Origin of the sequence: Pseudoalteromonas rubra (genome assembly GCF_000238295.3) — a bacterium.
Taxonomy (GTDB): Bacteria; Pseudomonadota; Gammaproteobacteria; order Enterobacterales; family Alteromonadaceae; genus Pseudoalteromonas; species Pseudoalteromonas rubra.
On sequence record NZ_AHCD03000026.1, the window covers coordinates 25608 to 42042 of the forward strand.

The window sequence follows — 16435 nt, forward strand, 5'->3', positions numbered from 1 at the left end:
GACTCCACTCTGGTGTTACTTAAATACCGCTTCTGCGTTCATCACGTCGATGTTCGCAGCAGGGATAGCCAGCTTGTAGTTGGCAATGTGCTTATCTTCATCTATAAGCGTTTGCGGTTTTTCGGCGTTGTAGTGCATTGGCGACTCTGTCTGATTAGCCAAACGCGCTTTCATATCCGCCGCATCGCCCGTAACAAACACATAGTGAATATTGTCACTTTGCAGGTTTTCACGGATCACCCGATTCACGTCTTCGACGGTCAAAGATGCCAACTGGTTGCGCACATAACTGACAAACTCATCGGTGTTATAGAACTGGCTATCCAGTGCATAACCCAGCTGACGGTCCTGGCTGGCAACCATCTGAGGCACAAAGTTGCTCAGGAAGTTACGCGTTGCCTGGAAGTCACCCTCAGTCATACCGTCATTGATCAGTTTATCCAACTCATATTGCGCGACGCGCGTGGCGAAATGCGCATCGTTATTTGAACGCAACGGGCGCAGCCACACCTGGAAAATTTGCTCAGAGCGACCCAGGTTCGCATCCGGTTTAGTCTGGAACATACCACGCGGGAAATATTCAATGTAAGCATAATCACCATAGTTCATGCCTCGCACCTGACGAATACGCTGGAACAGATAGGCATTCGAGTTACGGTGCTCACCAAAGTAAGAACGTACTAACCACAGTGCAGTCCAGTCTTTGCTGCTGCGGATGGTATCAATGGGGAAGCCAAAGGAGACCGCTGTTGATTTAGCGCTCTTTTCAATGATGGTCGCGTGACGGCCAGTCAGTGCCGGTGCATCCGGAATAGTCAGGCGAGACGCCTCACCTTTAGGCAGTTGAGCCAGGTCACTTAGCATACGCGCTTTAAGCTTATCATCGAGCGCACCTGTGATACCGACATTTAGTTTAGCCTGCGTAAACTCGCTGCGATAGAAGGCTTTTACATCATCCAGTGTCAGTGCTTCCAGATCCGATAAATCGCCCAGGTTGTAGCTCTCATACGGGTGACCCTGATATAGCTTGTGGTAAAGCACTTCTTTACCCAGTTCTTCATCGTTAGATGCCTTGAGGCCCGCCTTGATGTTGTCAATCATCTCTTTTTTCAGACGTTTGAAATCATCTTCACGGAAACCCGGGTTGAGTAACTGCTCACTGACTAACGCATACCACTGTGCCGCATTGTCTTTGTGCACCCGGCCGCGTAAAGAAAGCATTTCTTTGTCGATCTGATAGTCGAAACTTCCCGCAATCGGATAGAGTGCTTTTTGAATTTCTTTATACGACTTGCTCTGCGAGCCGCCATTAGCAATCATGGCTGCGGTCAGTGCTGCGACGCCTTTTTTCCCTTTCGGATCGGCCGCCGCGCCGGTGTAGAACAACAAGTTTACATCCACCAGCGGTGATGCATTGGTGTTGTCCAGTACTGAGAAATATTGTTGTTTTGGCTGGCTGAGTTGGGCAACCAGGTTATCCAGCTCAACTTCTTTGTCGAAACCCGCCACTTCGGTCAGATCAGACATGGTCACTGTGGTACGACCGCTGTCGACAAAATAACGGTTAGCAACATCACGAATGTCTTCGGCGCTCACAGAATCACTGGTCGCATACAGCGTGTTAATCACTTCCGGATCGCGCTCAAAATGCATGTACTCCGCCAGCATGCTGGCAATCGCCTGTGATGAGTCCAGCCCGTTCGCAAAGTTGTATTTAAGGTTAGATTTAAGTGCTGCGAGTTTGTCGCTGTCGACCAGCTCAGTGCGCGCAGTCGCATATGTACGGTTAATGGCATCACGCACGACGGCCAGGTCACTTTCTTCATTCACCTTCACAAAGACATGCAGCAGACCCGGATCTTTGGTCTCGGCATTGTAGGTAAACATCTGACTGGCAATTTGCTTATCGACTACCAGCTCTTGATACAGCTCTGAGTTTTCAGAGAAATACAGTTGTGAGATCAAATCCAGTGCCGCGCGATCTTTTTTCTGCGGCTCCCACGCTGTGCCTTTGTATGAGACCAAGAGCCAATGACCCGGCAAACCGTCATAGTGCTCATGTACGTATCTGGCTTGCTGCTGCTTTGGCTCAACCGGAATATCAGCAACGTAATTGCCGCGCTGCCAGCCACCCCAGTGTTTTTTAACCATCTTCATGGTTTCCTGTGGATCCACGTCGCCGACAATCACAATCGAGACATATTCCGGCTTATAAAATCGTTCAAAGAAGACCTGTCCATACGCCATCTGATCGGGCATGGCTTCGATATCTTCGAAGAAGCCCATCGTGGTGTGCTTATAGGTATGTTTATCAAACGCTTCTTTACGCACCGCACTTAACAGCTTACGGATAGGGCTGGCGTTGTTCTTTAGGTATTCGCCCTTTACCGTTAAGGCTTCGGTGCGGAACTGAGACTCGCTGTAGCTCAGGTTCTGAAAGATATCCGCTTTGATCTCTAAAACCTTGTCCAGGTGCTCTTTAGAGAAGTTCAGATGGTAGTTAGTATAATCATTGGTAGTGTAAGCACGGTTATCTACACCTGAGTTTTTCAGAATGTCGGCATACACATCTTGAGGGAATTTCTCTGAGCCCTTAAACATCATGTGCTCAAAAAAGTGCGCAAATCCGGTGCGACCCGGTTCAACTTCGTTGCGCGAACCGACAGACACGGGGATCTGTAGTGAAACGACATCTGGATAATCGGTTTTCACCACCATGACACGCAGGCCATTATCCAGTTCTTCCAGGACATAGTCCTGCGCAAACACCTTGTTACTTGCCTGGGCCTGAACTTGGCCTGGCGTCTGCTCAGTCGATTGCTGAGAGGTTACGCACCCGGCCAGTGCCAGTGACACCGCCAGGCTGGTCGCCAGTAGTTTAAATTTCATATGCTTCCCTTAAATCTGTAGTGATTATTATTTTTGGCCTCGCTCGAGTGAGGCGCATCGTTCCCAATTATGCCGCAATCCCGTTTGAATTCATCTTTACGCGCTCATTTTATGTAAAAAAATATGAACTGGATTGACCCAGATAAAGCTATCGGCAAAACAACGGCTTGCTCCAAAGGTGCAAAATCATATGAAAGAATTTCATGGATATTGAATTTGTTTCAAGAAAAAAATCTATCTAGACGTCTAAATGGCTGCTATATTAGATCCCAGAAACTGAATTTTTGCCGGAGCCAAGATCATGGCGTTATCACTACAAGAGAAAATCTTAGACCCGAACCAAGGGGTATATTTGATTGGTACGACTCCGCCCAAATCCGGTACGGAGCAAGACAAAGTTGAGCGTATTGCCACTAAGCTGCTCGACCGTCTGCACGAAATTGAATACGACGGTGTCATCATTTACGACATTCAGGACGAAAGCAGTCGCACCAATGTGCCTCGTCCTTTTCCGTTTAAAGAAACGGTTGACCCCTGTGAATACAGCCGCCTGGTCAAGTCTTTGTCAAAGCTGGACGTCATCACCTATAAAAGTGTGGCGCAACGTGACAGCGCTGAATTTAACCAGTGGCTCAGCACCGCTAAACAAGAGTTTGGTCTGAATAACTTAGTACTGGTTGGCTCGCCGTCTTCGCAAGGTAAAATCAATTTACCACTGCCAGAAGCGTATCAGGCGCTGGCCCAGCACGAAGAAAACTTTTTCCTCGGTGGGGTTACCATTGCGGAGCGCCATGCATCAAAGCGCAATGAGCACGAGCGACTGATTGAAAAAACCACCCAGGGCTGCGAGTTCTTTATTTCTCAGGCCGTTTATGATGCACAAGCCACCATAGACTTGATCACCAGCTATGCGCGCACCTGCAAACAGCAAGGCATTGCACCTAAGCGGCTGATCCTGACTTTCACCCCGTGCGGCGGTGAGAAAACCTTGCAATTTATGGAATGGCTGGGCATTTCGGTGCCTGAAGCAACCAAATGGCGCATGCTGGATGCAGATAATACCCTGAGTGAATCAATCCGCATTTGTCGTGAGAATTTGGATTCAATTCTGCGTAGTTGTGCTCACCTGGATGTTCCGCTGGGACTGAACATAGAAAGCCTGACGAACCGCAAAGAAGAGATCGATGCGTCTATCAACCTGTATCGCCTGCTCAAGGCCACCATGGAGCTGACGCTGGCGGAAAAGCAGATCGCTTAATAGTACCAATTTCACTTAATACCTGTTCTATTTGAAGGAGCAAATAGGACGCTAACGGCGTTAAAAATTTCTCATTTAGAACCTTATACCTTAGACATAGGTTCACAAATTTTTGTCTGGTTATCGCCCCTATTTTCTCGCCTCAAAATAAAACACTTAATTAAGCAAATTGGTATAATTTGGAACCAATAAAAAACCGAGCACACTGGCTCGGTTTTTTTATTTTCAGACATCAGATTATTCGGACTTTTGCTCTCTGCCAAGCAGTGCCATGGCCGCTTCTTTGACGTCTTTTTGTTGATACAGCACCTGATAGATCTGCTCCGTGATAGGCATTTCAATGCCGGTACGCTTTGCCAGCAAGTATACTTCTTTGGTGTTGCGATATCCTTCAACCACCTGGCCAATGCTCTGCATGGCTTCTTCAACGTTTTTACCCTGACCCAGCGCCAGACCAAAGCGTCGGTTACGGGATTGGTTGTCAGTACAAGTCAGGATCAGATCGCCCAGTCCCGCCATTCCCATAAAGGTTTCAGACCGAGCACCCAGCGATAACCCCAGCCGGCAGAGCTCCGCCAGGCCACGGGTGATCAAGGCTGTTCTGGCATTGGCACCAAAGCCAAAACCATCTGACATGCCCGCACCAATGGCGATGACGTTTTTCACTGCACCACCTAACTGGATACCGATAAAGTCATCATTGCTGTACACCCGGAATGAGCGACCACAATGCAGCAGCTTAGCCAGTTCACCTCTGAATGCTTCACAACGAGATGACACTGAAATCGCGGTGGGTAACCCGGCCGCCATTTCTTTTGCAAAGGTTGGCCCGGACAAAACAGCCAGCGGAACCTGCTCACCGAGTACGTCCAGCGCAACATCCTGCAACAACCGACCGGTATCTGGCTCCAGCCCTTTTGTTGCCCAGGCGACCTTGGTTCCAGGTAACAAGTGTGGCTTAATTGCCTCCAGAGTTTGCGCGAACGCATGACTGGGCACCACCACCAGGACCAGCTGACTGGCCTGAACGGCCTTGGTCAGTGAAGCTTCCAGCTGCAATGAAGCTGGGAAATCAATGTCTGGCAGATAACGGGCATTCTGACGCGAGCTGGCTAACTGCGCGATGGCAGTGCTGTCACGTCCCCAAAGAGTAACCTGGTGACCGTTGCGGGCAAAACAAATAGCAAGGGCGGTGCCATACGACCCCGCCCCTAATACGGTCACAGCTGAATGTGCTGTATTCATCACTTATGCGTCAGCAGCTTGCTCTTGCGCGGCACGTTGCTGCATGTACTGAGCAAATAGCGCGTCAAAGTTAACTGGTGCCAGGTTCAATTGTGGGAAAGTACCACGGTTAACCAGGCCAGATACCGCTTCACGTGCATATGGGAACAGGATGCCCCTATTTTCTCGCCTCAAAATAAAACACTTAATTAAGCAAATTGGTATAATTTGGAACCAATAAAAAACCGAGCACACTGGCTCGGTTTTTTTATTTTCAGACATCAGATTATTCGGACTTTTGCTCTCTGCCAAGCAGTGCCATGGCCGCTTCTTTGACGTCTTTTTGTTGATACAGCACCTGATAGATCTGCTCCGTGATAGGCATTTCAATGCCGGTACGCTTTGCCAGCAAGTATACTTCTTTGGTGTTGCGATATCCTTCAACCACCTGGCCAATGCTCTGCATGGCTTCTTCAACGTTTTTACCCTGACCCAGCGCCAGACCAAAGCGTCGGTTACGGGATTGGTTGTCAGTACAAGTCAGGATCAGATCGCCCAGTCCCGCCATTCCCATAAAGGTTTCAGACCGAGCACCCAGCGATAACCCCAGCCGGCAGAGCTCCGCCAGGCCACGGGTGATCAAGGCTGTTCTGGCATTGGCACCAAAGCCAAAACCATCTGACATGCCCGCACCAATGGCGATGACGTTTTTCACTGCACCACCTAACTGGATACCGATAAAGTCATCATTGCTGTACACCCGGAATGAGCGACCACAATGCAGCAGCTTAGCCAGTTCACCTCTGAATGCTTCACAACGAGATGACACTGAAATCGCGGTGGGTAACCCGGCCGCCATTTCTTTTGCAAAGGTTGGCCCGGACAAAACAGCCAGCGGAACCTGCTCACCGAGTACGTCCAGCGCAACATCCTGCAACAACCGACCGGTATCTGGCTCCAGCCCTTTTGTTGCCCAGGCGACCTTGGTTCCAGGTAACAAGTGTGGCTTAATTGCCTCCAGAGTTTGCGCGAACGCATGACTGGGCACCACCACCAGGACCAGCTGACTGGCCTGAACGGCCTTGGTCAGTGAAGCTTCCAGCTGCAATGAAGCTGGGAAATCAATGTCTGGCAGATAACGGGCATTCTGACGCGAGCTGGCTAACTGCGCGATGGCAGTGCTGTCACGTCCCCAAAGAGTAACCTGGTGACCGTTGCGGGCAAAACAAATAGCAAGGGCGGTGCCATACGACCCCGCCCCTAATACGGTCACAGCTGAATGTGCTGTATTCATCACTTATGCGTCAGCAGCTTGCTCTTGCGCGGCACGTTGCTGCATGTACTGAGCAAATAGCGCGTCAAAGTTAACTGGTGCCAGGTTCAATTGTGGGAAAGTACCACGGTTAACCAGGCCAGATACCGCTTCACGTGCATATGGGAACAGGATGTTCGGGCAGAATGCACCAAGCATATGTGCCATTTGTAGCTCTTCCAGTTCACCGATAGAGAAGATACCTGCTTGCTGGATTTCACATAGGAATGCGGTTTCTTCGCCCAATGACGCAGTCACAGTCAGTGCCAGAACAACTTCATATACACCTTCGTCCAGCTTGGCAGAACGCGTGTCCATGTCCAGTTTTACTTCAGGTGTCCACTCTTTCTGGAAGATAGCCGGAGAGTTAGGCGTTTCGAAAGACACGTCTTTGGTATAGATGCGCTGAATGTTAAATTGTGGACCTTGTTGTTCTTCTGCAGCAGCTGCGTTGTTTTGCTCTGTCATTGTTCTTCCTAATTATTCGTCTTTATTTAATGTGGGGCAGCATCACGGGTGGTACCCGGGATGCCAAAAATTATTTCAGTAATGCGTCCAGCTTACCTTGTGCTTCGAGTGCCATCATGTCGTCACAACCACCAATGTGCTGCTCTTTGATGAAAATCTGCGGCACAGTATGACCGCCATTTGCTTTACTGATCATCTCTTCACGCAGCTCGGGTTGCGCGCCGATATCGTACTCGGTATATGTGACACCTTTACTATCCAGCAACGCCTTAGCGCGATGACAGTAAGGACAATAATCCTTTGTATAAATAACAACTTGGCTCATATTTACTCCTATTTACCCGAGGCGGTTGGCAGACCGGCTGTTTGCCAGGCACCAAAACCACCCGACAAAACGTATACTTGCTCAAAGCCCGCTTTGTACATATTGCTGGCAATGCCAGAGGCGGTCATGCCGGTGTTACACACCAGTATAATGGGCTTAGTTTTGAACTTTTCAAGTCCTGCGAAATCATTTTGTTTGGCTTTTTCCACATTCATGTGCTCACTGCCCGCGATGCGCGAACCGTTAAACTCCTTCACTGCACGCATGTCAAACACCTGACCTTCCTGACGGTTCACCAGGATAGTGAGCTGTTGTGGATTGATCTGACGGATTTTAGAAAACATGCCTTTCAACCAGCTAGAGACCAACATAGCTGCTAAAACCAGCCAGATGATGCTGAGAATGGGGTTTCTGCCTAAAAACTCGATGTATTGTTCCATATTGTTCTTATCCAACCGGGAAAATGAAATTGCTCGCGAGTATACTTTCTTACGGGCGCTGGTACAAACATCTGTGACGTAATCGCTCATTCCACTGGCACAGCTCAATCCCCCTACAGCACTTAGCAAAGCAGAGTGCCCCCCCTAGCCAATGGCTCATGTGAATTTTAAAGTGGTTGAGGATAAATCACGCCCAGAGGGCTGAATATTCATATAAAACAGGGTATCCTATGGCCAGATTTCGTGCACGTTTCAGGAGCCCAAATGACTGTGAAGAAAAAACCTCTGGTATTAATGATCCTAGATGGCTGGGGATACCGCGAAGATGCTGAGAGCAATGCTATTTTGGCAGCCAACACGCCGGTATTAGATGAACTATGGCAAACACGTCCGCGTACGCTGATCTCTGGTTCAGGCCTGGATGTGGGATTACCAGATGGTCAGATGGGTAACTCAGAAGTGGGCCACGTCAACCTCGGTGCCGGTCGTATCGTCTATCAGGACTTTACCCGTATTACTAAAGCCATTGATGATGGCGAGTTTGAGCATAATCCCGCACTGGTTGACAACATCGACAAAGCAGTTGCTGCCGGTAAGGCGGTCCACCTGATGGGACTACTGAGCCCAGGCGGTGTACACAGTCACGAAGATCACATTGTTGCTGCCATCGAGCTGGCAGCCAAGCGCGGTGCCAAAGCGGTTTACTTCCACGCCTTTTTGGACGGTCGTGATACCCCTCCTCGCAGTGCACAGGCTTCTATTGAGCGTATTGAAGCGCTCTTCACCAAGCTGGGCTGTGGTCGTCTGGCGTCAATTGTAGGTCGTTACTATGCCATGGACCGCGATAACCGCTGGGAGCGTGTTGAAGCCGCATATAACCTGATGGTCTGTGGCCAGGCTGAGCACCGTTTTGCCGATGGTGTCAGTGCCTTGAACGCCGCTTATGAGCGCGATGAAAACGACGAATTCGTTAACGCCACTGTGATTGCCGCAGAGGGCCAGGAAGCAGCCGCCATCAACGATGGCGATACGCTGATCTTCCTCAATTTCCGTGCTGACCGCGCTCGCCAAATGAGCCGGGCTTTTGTGGATGTAGATTTTGATGGCTTCAACAAACAAAAAGCGCCAGTGCTGAGTGGTTTTGTGATGATGACAGAGTATGCTGCCGACATTCATGCCCCTATCGCCTTTGCGCCGGAGAAGCTCACCAATGTATTAGGCGAATGGTTAGCCAAGCACAATAAAACGCAGCTGCGCATTTCTGAAACTGAAAAATATGCCCATGTGACTTTCTTCTTCAGTGGTGGTCGTGAAGACCTCTTTGAAGGCGAAAAGCGCGAGCTGATCCCATCACCGCAAGTTGCTACTTATGATTTGCAGCCTGAGATGAACTCGGCCTTACTGACCGACACACTTATTGACGCCATTCACAGTGGCGAACACGACGTGATCATCTGTAACTATCCAAATGGTGACATGGTCGGTCACTCCGGCGTATTTGATGCTGCCGTGAAAGCCTGTGAAGCCGTCGATGCGTGTATTGGCCGCGTTGTTGCAGCTTTAGAAGAAGTTGGTGGTGAAGCACTGATCACAGCCGATCACGGTAATGCCGAGCAAATGGTCAACAGTAAAACGGGCCAGGCCCACACGGCACATACCAGCGAGCCTGTACCTTTCATCTATATCGGCCGCGATGCACAGCCACAAACCGGTAAAACCCTCAGCGATGTCGCACCGACTATGTTACACCTGCTGGGTATGGCACAACCAGAGGAAATGACTGGTTCTCCCGTCATGCTGCTGAAGTAATTTATGCGCCATACGCTTGCTGTAATCTCGGTCTGTTTGCTGCCTTTACTTGGGCAGGCAAATGAAACCCGCACCAAAGCCGATCTGGCTGCGGTGCAGGCTGAGCTCAAAAAGAGTCAGGCCGCCTATCAACAACAACAAGCCAGCTTTAGTGCACTCAAAAGCACCCTGCAATCCTTTGAACTGGAGATAGCCAAAAGTGCCAAGGCACTGGCATTCACCGAACAAGGGATCAGCGAAAACAAACAACAGCAATACACGCTAAAACGCGAAGCTGAGCAGCTTGAGCTGCAAAAAAAGCGCTTACAACGGCTGCTCGCCGCACAACTCAAAAGTGCCTATGTCACAGGCAGTCACGATTACTCAAAAATGCTGTTGAACCAGCAACATGCCGCAGCATTAGAGCGCACTATTAGTTACTACGATTACTTTAACCAGGCGCGTATCGCACAGCTCGAAGCCCTCAAATCGGTGTTTGCCAAACTGGCAGAAAACCGAGCCCAACTGGAGCGTAAAAAGAAACAGCTGCTTGCATTACAGGAGCAGCAAACCGCCCGTCGGGACGAATTAATGTTGGCGCAAAACGCCCGCAAAACCCACCTGGCCAAACTCAATGATAAGCTCAGTCAGGCAAAAGCGGCCATCGCTTACCTTGAAGAAAACGAGCAAACCTTAATTTCCACCCTCGAAACCTTAGCCTCAGAGCAGGCCAGTAGCCCCGAACAATATGTGGCGCAACTGCAAGGATTACAAAGGTTAAAGGGCAAGCTTGCTTGGCCTCTCGATGGCCGTCTGAAACACAGGTTTGGTCAGCGTAAACATGTTGGTATGAACTGGAAAGGCGTCGTGATCCGCGGCAGCAATGGCACACCGGTTAATAGTGTTGCACCGGGTCAGGTGGTCTATGCCGATTGGTTGAACGGATTTGGCTGGGTCATCGTATTGGATCATGGGGAAGGCTTTATGAGCCTGTACGGTCATGCCCAGACCCTGCTTAAAGACGTTGGCGATCAGGTTATGCCAGGCGAGCCCATCGCCCTGGTTGGGCAAAGCGGCGGACAAACCGATCCTGGTCTATACTTCGAAATACGGCATAAGGGAAGCGCTGTTGATCCAGTAAAATGGTGCAGATCCAGTTAACTGACTAACCGATGCTGCCCCCCAGTGAGGAGCAGCATATGATGACTCCATGTGTTCAACCTGATAAAAACCGCCCCAGGCATTGGCTGTTTGCACTCGGCCTGATGCTCGGTTTGCTGTGTTTACCGCTTAGTGCCAAACAGCTATCCAGCGAGCAAATCGACGAAATTCTCTACCATATCCACACCTATTATGTGGAAGATCTGCCGCTTAGCCATGTAAAAAAAGACAACTTTGGTGAATTACTCACCCAACTTGATGACTATTCTAAGTTCCTTGACGAGCACGAACTCGAAGCCTTATTCAGCGCAGCCAATGGCCGCTACACCGGACTGGGTATTGAGGTAGAAGAAGTCGAGGATGGCGTCGTTATTGTCGATACGCTACCTGGCTCTCCGGCAGAGGCCGCAGGCATTGAGGGCGGTGACAAATTATTGGCCATCAACACCCACGATGTGAAACGCAAATCCATTGCGGAGGTCTCTAAACTACTGCGAGAAGCCCAGTTTTCAACCATACAGCTCACTGTAGAGCGCGCCAATACTGAAGTCACACTGGCACTCAGACGTCAGGAGATCACCCTGCGCAGTGTCTCCAGCCAGCTGTTACCCGGCGGCATCGGTTATGTGTTGCTAAGCAGCTTTAATAATCACAGCTATCACGACATTGCTCGTCATATCAGCATGCTCAATAGCCACCTGGGAGAACCACTCAAGGGCCTGATCATCGACTTGAGAGATAACCCCGGCGGCACACTCAATAGTGCAGTGGCGATCTCAGATTTGTTTTTGCAAAGCGGCACCATCGTCAGCACCCGGGGACGCTTTTATGATGCCAACCAACGCTTTTTTGCAGCCCAGGGCGATATACTCAATGGTGCCCCGATGTTAGTGCTGATCAATGAGCAGTCCGCTTCAGCAGCGGAAATACTGGCTGGCGCACTACAAGATAATAGCCGGGCGTTGATCTTGGGTAACCGCTCGTATGGCAAAGGGTCCGTTCAGTCTTTGATCCCCATAGGCAATGGCACCACCGCACTGAAACTGACCACGGCTCGCTATTTCACGCCCTCAGGCCAGTCCATAGAAGGAACCGGGATCCAGCCGGATGTGATTTTTAGTAAACAAGTACTTTTAGAACTGGACAAAGACGCTATAATGGCTGGTGAAAAAAAGGTCAGACTGACCTTTGTTGCCAACCTAGATAAACATTGGCAAGAAGCGGAACAGCTATTACAAGACCATAATTTACAACAATAATTCAGGATAGTGCGCTTACTTATAACAAGCTTTTTGGTGCTTATTCTCTGCGCGGCACCAAGCTATGGCAACCAGATTGCCATCGTCATCGACGACATTGGATATCATGAACGTGACTTAGAACTGCTGGATCTGCCTGGCCAACTGAGCTACGCCATTTTACCACACACCCCGTTTTCACAGCGCTTTGCCTATCAGGCCAGTCATAAGCGTCGCGAGTTGCTGTTGCACATTCCGATGCAGGCGCTTGAAGACAAAGCCCTTGGACCTGGTGGCCTGACGCTGGACATGCGCAAATGGCAGCTGCAAACTACGCTAGGTCATGCGCTGGCAACCTTGCCTCAGGTCAAAGGCGTCAACAATCATATGGGCTCAGCACTCACCCAATCTGTCGAACCAATGAAGTGGACGATGGAGCTACTAAAAAAACGCGGGCTGTACTTTCTTGACAGCCGCACCACAGAACTGAGTCAGGCCCAGAATGTGGCCAACTTGTATGGTGTTGCCAATGTCGCCCGCCATGTCTTTTTAGATAACCAGACACAACCCGATGCGCTGCGTCGACAGTTTGAAGAACTTAAATCACTCGCCCGCCAGCAAGGCTACGCCATCGGGATTGCACACCCCTATCCGCAAACCCGGGTCTTTCTTAATGAGGCACTGGGCGAATTGGCAAACGAGGGCTTCGAACTGGTTCCTTTGTCACACCTGGTTGAACAAAAGTACATCCAGCTGGCTGCGGTAAAACGTAGTCCGCTCACCTCAGAATAAGGCCAGTCGGCATAAATACATCACCCATCTCAGCGCTTAAACCTGCCATTGAGCGCGTTTCAAAACGCGCTATTCTGAGATTCGCCCTGGAGACAAACTCGCAAACTCTCGTCACGCTTGTACAAAGGTAAGCACTGCAAAGATAACCGGAGACGGACTTTCCTCAGCGGGATAGACACGCCTTAATGAGGCGAATTGGCAGAAAAATTTGATCTGGGACCATTCACTGATGCCCGGTGTCGGCTAGACTTAACTCAAACAGCATGCTCGCTTAAGGAAGTACTATGTTAACCACAGTTGCCGATTTAATGACGCCAGATCCGCTGGCGGTTAGTGAAACCAACACCCTCAATGATGCCCACAACCTGATGCGTGAAAAGAACATTCGTCATATCCCGGTCATAGACGACAATGGCATGCTGGTTGGTATGCTGACACAAAAGATCATGATTGCTAAAGTGATGGGGATCATTGCCACCTACGGCACCAATGCACTGGAACGTAAAGAAAAACAACAACAAGTTGCTGAAGTGATGGCCACCGACTTTGCCAGTGTCCAGCCACAGCAGAGCTTACAGGAGGTGGTGCGGTTTTTTGTTGATAACCGTCATGGCTGCATGCCGGTCACAGACGACAATGGCAAATTGTTAGGTATTCTGACCTCATCGGACTTTGTCCGTTTGGCCGCCGCCTTACTGTCATAAAAAAAGCCCCGATGGGGGCTTTTTCTTTGCATTTCAGACCTATCAGGCCTTAGCTTGCAGGGTACGTGCTACCGTACGCATACCTAACGTTGTTGCGCCCGATGCCCATTGCGAGCCTGCTGTGTTCTGGAACGAGGCTGCCAAGTCGATGTGCACCCAGCCCTGGCCTTCATTGGGCACAAAGCGAGACAAGAAGCCCGCTGCATTAGATGCACCACCGAAGCCACCACCTTTTTGTGCGCGGCTGTTCGCTGTGTCAGCGTACGCCGACGGGCAGTTGTTCTGGTGCCATTTTTCCAGTGGTAACGGCCAGGCCGCCTCAAACTCTTCGTGCGCAAACTGTTGTACTTCGCCCACTAATTCTTTGTCCAGGCCAAACAGAGCATTGTACTCCTGACCAACCGCAACCAGGGCTGCGCCCGTCAGAGTCGCTGCGTCAATAATCAATGGCGCTCCGGTTTCACCCGCGGCCATCAGACCGTCAGCCAGTACCAGACGACCTTCCGCATCCGTGTTGACAATTTCAACTGTGGTACCATTTTTATAAGTCAGGATATCTCCCAGCTTATAAGCATGACCTGAAATTAAGTTTTCCGCACAGCATAAAAACAGCTTAATACGCTTGTCTATGCCACGCTGGATAGCAATAGCCAGGCCAGCTGTCACTGTCGCTGCGCCGCCCATGTCACATTTCATGGTAAGCATGCCTTCGCTTGGCTTAATTGAATAACCGCCTGAATCAAAGGTGATACCTTTACCCACCAACGCTGCCGCAACCGGGGCGTCTTCATCGCCTGTTGGGTTAAAGTCCAGCTCCAGTAATACCGGAGGACGTTCACTGCCCCGGCCCACTTCATGGATCCCGATCCATTGATGTTCAAGCAGAGCGTTCCCTTTAATGATTTGGTAGCTGACATGCTCGGGGGCCAGTGACTGAATAAACTCAGCCGCTTTACCTGCCAGGCTTTCCGGATAAATGTCTTCAGCCGTACCATTGATCATCTGACGGGTCCAGGTTGCAGCCGTTTTCAGTGCCTGTAGTTCACTGAGGTCAGACTGTGCATTATCACAGAAGGTAACACCATCCAGTTGCTTCGGGCTTACAAACCCCTGATAAAATGCCCACTGAGATTCAGTGCACCAGGCATCACCGTGTAACTCAACGGCCAGGACCCCTTGCTGTGCCACGCTGCGGCCCGCTTTTTGAATGGTCTTCAGTGTCTCGTGTTCGCTCAGGTGCACCAGCGCACCCTCCTGATCGTACGATAAAGTCGCATTGCCACCCCAATGTGCAGCCGGGGCCTGATCCGTCAGTCGAACAATAAATTTGTCAGCCATATATGATTTCACTCTTGCGCTTATTAGTTACTTGCAGTGTACACTAGCGGGCAAAATGCCCCAAATGAATGCGATTAATCTATGAAGTTTCACGCCCCACTGGCAAAAGCCACCTTGCTAAAACGCTATAAACGCTTTTTGGTTGACTTACGCAGCGATACACAAGAAGAGTTCACCGTCCATTGCGCCAACACAGGTAAAATGACAGGGTGTGCTGACCCTGGCTTTGGTGCCTACTACTCAACCAGTGACAATCCGAAACGTAAATATCCTCACTCGCTGGAACTGACAGAAAATCAAGATGGCGACCTGATCTGCGTGAATACGGCGGTGGCCAATAAGGTTGCCATAGAAGCGCTTGAACAGGACCGCATTCCCGAGCTGAGTGGCTACCAAATACAACGCAGTGAAGTGAAATACGGCACAGAGAATAGCCGCATCGACATCTTACTTCAGGACCAGGACAAACCAGACTGCTACATAGAAGTGAAATCTGTCACCCTACTCGAACAGGGGCAAGGCTATTTTCCGGATGCCCAGACCACACGAGGCCAAAAGCATCTGCGCGAACTTATCCAGACTCGCCAACAAGGGATGCGTGCTGTGCTACTGTTTGTCGTCATGCACAACGGTATCAAGCAGGTTAAACCAGCCGCTCATATCGACTGCAAATACGCCACACTGATTGAGGAAGCGCTGGCACACGGGGTCGAGATCTATGCCTACCGGGCCAAAGTATCAACCGAGGAAATCATACTCACCGAAGCGCTTCCTTTTGCGGCGCACTAAGCTGGCACGCTATACAACAGTGATCTTACGGCATAAATAGTGCAGTATAATGAGTATTAAGCTTGAAAGTAGAAAATTTGCCTCCATATAGCTGCAAATGTCAGTGAGACCCCCGTCCGTCGCGACTTTGTGATTCCGATCATACCTTCAAACCGGGAGTGGTCTAACAAGCAAAAAGTGTTTGCCAAGGGGTAAAGATTTTGCTATCTATAGCCGCCGGCGTTAGCTGGGGTTGTTTATTAAGGATTTAGGAGAATGCTATGCCAGACCAGAAAAAACTAGGGTTGTTGGCTCAAGCCGGTTTAGAACCTTATCAGGAAAAGCCGGGTGAAGAATATATGAATGACGCACAACGTGCGCATTTCAAAAAATTACTGGAAGCGTGGCGTAGCGATCTTCGTAACGAAGTTGACCGCACTAAGAGCCACATGCAAGATGAAGCGGCAAACTTCCCGGATCCAGTCGATCGTGCAGCACAAGAAGAAGAGTTTTCTTTGGAACTGCGTACCCGCGACCGTGAGCGTAAGCTGATCAAGAAAATTGAAAAAACACTACAACTAATCGAAGACGACGATTTCGGTTATTGTGACTCATGTGGCATTGAAATTGGTATTCGCCGCCTTGAGGCCCGCCCAACAGCGGACCTATGTGTAGACTGCAAATCAATCGCTGAAATAAAAGAAAAACAACAAGGCCGGGGCTAACACAC

General features: G+C 50.0%; 15 protein-coding genes and 1 pseudogene. 8 read left to right on the forward strand and 8 right to left on the reverse strand.

Features of this window, described 5'->3' with window-relative positions:
• Positions 1-15: 15 nt before the first annotated feature.
• On the reverse strand, positions 16-2889 hold the full coding sequence (locus PRUB_RS02785; RefSeq protein WP_010383437.1) for a M16 family metallopeptidase: 2874 nt from the start codon (positions 2887-2889) through the stop codon (positions 16-18).
• A gap of 301 nt (positions 2890-3190) precedes the next feature.
• On the opposite strand from PRUB_RS02785, the gene PRUB_RS02790 reads away from it, so the two are divergent.
• Complete coding sequence (locus PRUB_RS02790; RefSeq protein WP_010383438.1) at positions 3191-4147, forward strand: methylenetetrahydrofolate reductase; 957 nt, start codon at positions 3191-3193, stop codon at positions 4145-4147.
• Between the two features lie 237 nt (positions 4148-4384).
• On the opposite strand, the gene gpsA (PRUB_RS02795) is transcribed toward PRUB_RS02790, so the two are convergent.
• From gpsA (PRUB_RS02795) to PRUB_RS02820, 6 genes and pseudogenes are all read right to left on the reverse strand, one after another.
• Complete coding sequence (gene gpsA / locus PRUB_RS02795; protein ID WP_010383439.1) at positions 4385-5392, reverse strand: NAD(P)H-dependent glycerol-3-phosphate dehydrogenase; 1008 nt, start codon at positions 5390-5392, stop codon at positions 4385-4387.
• A gap of 3 nt (positions 5393-5395) precedes the next feature.
• Positions 5396-5545, reverse strand: a pseudogene (locus tag PRUB_RS02800) (protein-export chaperone SecB); the annotation flags it as partial.
• Positions 5546-5657: 112 nt separating this feature from the next.
• Positions 5658-6665 (reverse strand): NAD(P)H-dependent glycerol-3-phosphate dehydrogenase, encoded by a 1008-nt coding sequence (gpsA, locus tag PRUB_RS02805; RefSeq protein ID WP_010383439.1) that lies wholly within the window; start codon positions 6663-6665, stop codon positions 5658-5660.
• Between the two features lie 3 nt (positions 6666-6668).
• Complete coding sequence (gene secB / locus PRUB_RS02810; protein ID WP_010383440.1) at positions 6669-7151, reverse strand: protein-export chaperone SecB; 483 nt, start codon at positions 7149-7151, stop codon at positions 6669-6671.
• Positions 7152-7221: 70 nt separating this feature from the next.
• Positions 7222-7476 (reverse strand): glutaredoxin 3, encoded by a 255-nt coding sequence (gene grxC, locus PRUB_RS02815; protein ID WP_010383441.1) that lies wholly within the window; start codon positions 7474-7476, stop codon positions 7222-7224.
• A gap of 8 nt (positions 7477-7484) precedes the next feature.
• A complete protein-coding gene (locus tag PRUB_RS02820) occupies positions 7485-7916 on the reverse strand; it encodes a rhodanese-like domain-containing protein (RefSeq protein ID WP_010383442.1) in 432 nt (143 codons plus the stop codon).
• 264 nt (positions 7917-8180) lie between these two features.
• Here PRUB_RS02820 and gpmM point away from each other — a divergent pair, with 264 nt between their 5' ends.
• The 5 genes from gpmM to PRUB_RS02845 all read left to right on the forward strand — a co-directional run bounded on the left by gpmM (position 8181) and on the right by PRUB_RS02845 (position 13599).
• Positions 8181-9725: a 2,3-bisphosphoglycerate-independent phosphoglycerate mutase gene (gpmM, locus tag PRUB_RS02825; RefSeq protein ID WP_010383443.1), complete on the forward strand. Its 1545-nt coding sequence runs from the start codon at positions 8181-8183 to the stop codon at positions 9723-9725.
• Between the two features lie 3 nt (positions 9726-9728).
• The gene (locus PRUB_RS02830) at positions 9729-10865 is read left to right on the forward strand and encodes a murein hydrolase activator EnvC family protein (protein ID WP_010383444.1); all 1137 of its coding nucleotides are present in this window, start codon (positions 9729-9731) and stop codon (positions 10863-10865) included.
• A gap of 38 nt (positions 10866-10903) precedes the next feature.
• Positions 10904-12124 (forward strand): S41 family peptidase, encoded by a 1221-nt coding sequence (locus PRUB_RS02835; protein ID WP_010383445.1) that lies wholly within the window; start codon positions 10904-10906, stop codon positions 12122-12124.
• A gap of 9 nt (positions 12125-12133) precedes the next feature.
• A complete protein-coding gene (locus PRUB_RS02840) occupies positions 12134-12895 on the forward strand; it encodes a divergent polysaccharide deacetylase family protein (RefSeq protein WP_010383447.1) in 762 nt (253 codons plus the stop codon).
• A 284-nt stretch (positions 12896-13179) separates the two neighbouring features.
• Positions 13180-13599 (forward strand): CBS domain-containing protein, encoded by a 420-nt coding sequence (locus tag PRUB_RS02845; RefSeq protein WP_010383449.1) that lies wholly within the window; start codon positions 13180-13182, stop codon positions 13597-13599.
• Between the two features lie 42 nt (positions 13600-13641).
• On the opposite strand, the gene pepB is transcribed toward PRUB_RS02845, so the two are convergent.
• Positions 13642-14937 (reverse strand): aminopeptidase PepB, encoded by a 1296-nt coding sequence (pepB, locus tag PRUB_RS02850; RefSeq protein WP_010383451.1) that lies wholly within the window; start codon positions 14935-14937, stop codon positions 13642-13644.
• Positions 14938-15018: 81 nt separating this feature from the next.
• Here pepB and sfsA point away from each other — a divergent pair, with 81 nt between their 5' ends.
• A complete protein-coding gene (gene sfsA / locus PRUB_RS02855) occupies positions 15019-15726 on the forward strand; it encodes a DNA/RNA nuclease SfsA (protein WP_010383452.1) in 708 nt (235 codons plus the stop codon).
• A 260-nt stretch (positions 15727-15986) separates the two neighbouring features.
• Entirely contained in the window at positions 15987-16430 is a 444-nt protein-coding gene (gene dksA / locus PRUB_RS02860; protein ID WP_010383453.1) for an RNA polymerase-binding protein DksA, read from the forward strand.
• Positions 16431-16435: the final 5 nt, after the last annotated feature.